General features: G+C 44.1%; 1 protein-coding gene and 3 tRNA genes. All 4 read left to right on the top strand.

All coding sequences use genetic code 11. From position 1 onward, the window contains the following. Positions 1 to 56 precede the first annotated feature (56 nt). The 4 genes from OU793_RS24045 to OU793_RS24030 all read left to right on the top strand — a co-directional run bounded on the left by OU793_RS24045 (position 57) and on the right by OU793_RS24030 (position 2,461). A tRNA-Phe gene (locus tag OU793_RS24045) sits at positions 57 to 132 on the top strand. Between the two features lie 43 nt (positions 133 to 175). After that, positions 176 to 251: transfer RNA gene (locus OU793_RS24040), tRNA-Asn, on the top strand. A 274-nt stretch (positions 252 to 525) separates the two neighbouring features. Beyond that, positions 526 to 2,151: a methyl-accepting chemotaxis protein gene (locus tag OU793_RS24035; protein ID WP_029848204.1), complete on the top strand. Its 1,626-nt coding sequence runs from the start codon at positions 526 to 528 to the stop codon at positions 2,149 to 2,151. A 234-nt stretch (positions 2,152 to 2,385) separates the two neighbouring features. Continuing rightward, a tRNA-Phe gene (locus OU793_RS24030) sits at positions 2,386 to 2,461 on the top strand. Positions 2,462 to 2,567 lie beyond the last annotated feature (106 nt).

Raw genomic sequence — 2,567 nt, 5'->3', positions numbered from 1 at the left:
CTGACTTGTAATCAGTAGGTCACCAGTTCGATTCCGGTAGTCGGCACCATTCTTTTGCCTCGATAGCTCAGTCGGTAGAGCAGAGGATTGAAAATCCTCGTGTCGGTGGTTCGATTCCGCCTCGAGGCACCATATTTGGTGCACTTGCTGAATGGCAAGACACAAACAGAATAGTTCCTCCTTAGCTCAGTTGGTAGAGCGACGGACTGTTAATCCGCAGGTCGCTGGTTCGAGCCCAGCAGGAGGAGCCAATTTAAAAAGCCGCATCACTTGATGCGGCTTTTTTTGCATCTGCCCTATTCTCCATTTTAATATTCCTTTGCTTCGCACTTCATATCCAAACATCACCGAATATTAAATCCCCCTCTTCAAAAATACTTATTTCACGCTAAAAATTTAATCCTCATCATAGTTTCAATACGTGCTTGTAGGCGTAATACCACTTCTTCAATAAGATGCGTCGGCTATTAGATTATTGACATAAGCCATGCTTTGCATAGCAATGACACATTTTGTGAGCCAAATATGAAATTAAAAACTCAAGCCTACTTATTATCCGCGATCATACTGTTAGCTTTGCTAGCCTTGACCGCTACAGGTTTATGGACCTTACGCGTCGCAAGTAACCTCGATAACAAAGCTCGAGTAACTGAGCTATTCAAGAGTGCATACAGCATTCTGACTGAAGTAGAAAAAATGGCAGTTGAAGGCAAGATGCCTGAAGAGGAAGCAAAAGCACTCGCAACACGCCTACTGCGTAACAACATCTACAAAGACAACGAGTACGTTTATGTGGCGGACGAAAATATGATGTTTATTGCCGCACCACTAGATCCTCAACTACACGGAACCAGTTTCCATGACTTTAAAGATGGCAGCGGTAATAGCGTAGGCCAACTCATCTTAGATGTTTTGGGTCGCAAAACAGGTCAGATTGTTGAATATACCTGGAGCCAAAAACAGGCCGACGGCAGCATTGAAGAAAAACACTCAATAGCAGAAAAAACACCACATTGGGGTTGGGTTGTCGGCACAGGTATTGGCTTTAATGAAGTGAATGCACGTTTTTGGTCGACAGCACAGTGGCAGCTTATGCTGTGTCTGATTATCGCAGGTTCAATTCTTGGAGGCTTGATCATCTCGATTCGCAAAATGCTCAATCTCTTAGGAGGTGAACCTAACGATGTACGAGAAGCGGTTCAAGCGGTTGCACAAGGTAATATCCAAACTAGCTTTGATACCGTCGCTCCAAAAGGCAGTATCTACCATGCGGTTCAGAATATGAGCCAATCATTGGCAACCATGGTGACTAACCTTGAACAATCGATGCACGCTCTACGCGATGAGCTATCAGCAGTAGAGTCGCGCTCAAATTCCATCTCCGATCTTACCGTTTCTCAGCAGCAATCGACCGCAATGATTGCAACAGCGATGACAGAAATGGCTTCTTCCGCTAACCATGTGGCAAGCTCTGCTAGCGACACAGCACGTAATACCGATGAAGCAGATAAACAAAGTCAGCACACTCAATCACTGATCCACAGCACTGTAGATAACATTCAAGGTCTTGCGACTCAGCTGAATACTGCAAGTAAAGCGGTTGCCGATCTCGATCAAGATGTAAACAACATCGTGAAAGTTCTGGATGTAATCGGGGATATTGCGGAACAAACCAACCTATTAGCCTTGAACGCTGCAATTGAAGCAGCCCGAGCAGGCGAACAAGGACGAGGCTTTGCTGTAGTAGCAGATGAGGTACGTAATCTTGCAGGTCGAACTCAAGACAGCACAAAAGAGATCCAACACATGATCTCGAATCTTCAAGAAGGCTCTCGCAATGCCATTCATACAATGGAAATCTGTGCGGAAACAAGTGAAAGCACAGTAACTGAATCGATGAATGCATCAGAAGCTCTCCAACAGATCGTTACCGCGCTTGAATCTATCACAGCAATGAGTCAACAAATTGCGACGGCAGCAGCTGAGCAAACGCAAGTCAGTGATGACATTGCACACCGCATAAATCTGATTGAAGAGAGCGGAAGTAAGCTAAATTCAGTGGTAACAGAGAGCCAATCGAGCACCCAAAGTTTGGCCTCTTTGGCAAATGAACTGGAAGGATGGGTGAATAAGTTCTCCGTAAAGCACTAGTTTAAAGTCAATTGTTCACTAAAAAGCACGTTTTCAAACGTGCTTTTTTTGTTTTCGTCGCATTTATTTAGCAAACAAGCTCGTAATTTCTTTCTTAGAAAAGCTTAAAACATGGTGTATCCCTATTTAAAACGCATAAAAACAGCCCACTCCGAGCACATTTTCATCAAACGATATTTTATTTTAATTTTATTGTTGACCTGAAAGCCGAAAAGCCTTTTAATACACCTCGTCGCCCGGATAGCTCAGTCGGTAGAGCAGAGGATTGAAAATCCTCGTGTCGGTGGTTCGATTCCGCCTCCGGGCACCACAATTTAAAATTGTTGGTGTCTAACACGAACAATATAAAGAATAACGGTACGCCGACTTAGCTCAGTAGGTAGAGCAACTGACTTGTAATCAGTAGGTCACCAGTT

This window comes from Vibrio sp. VP6, from assembly GCF_028823755.1.
Lineage (GTDB): Bacteria > Pseudomonadota > Gammaproteobacteria > Enterobacterales > Vibrionaceae > Vibrio > Vibrio parahaemolyticus.
This window is presented reverse-complemented; position numbering and strand designations above follow the sequence as displayed.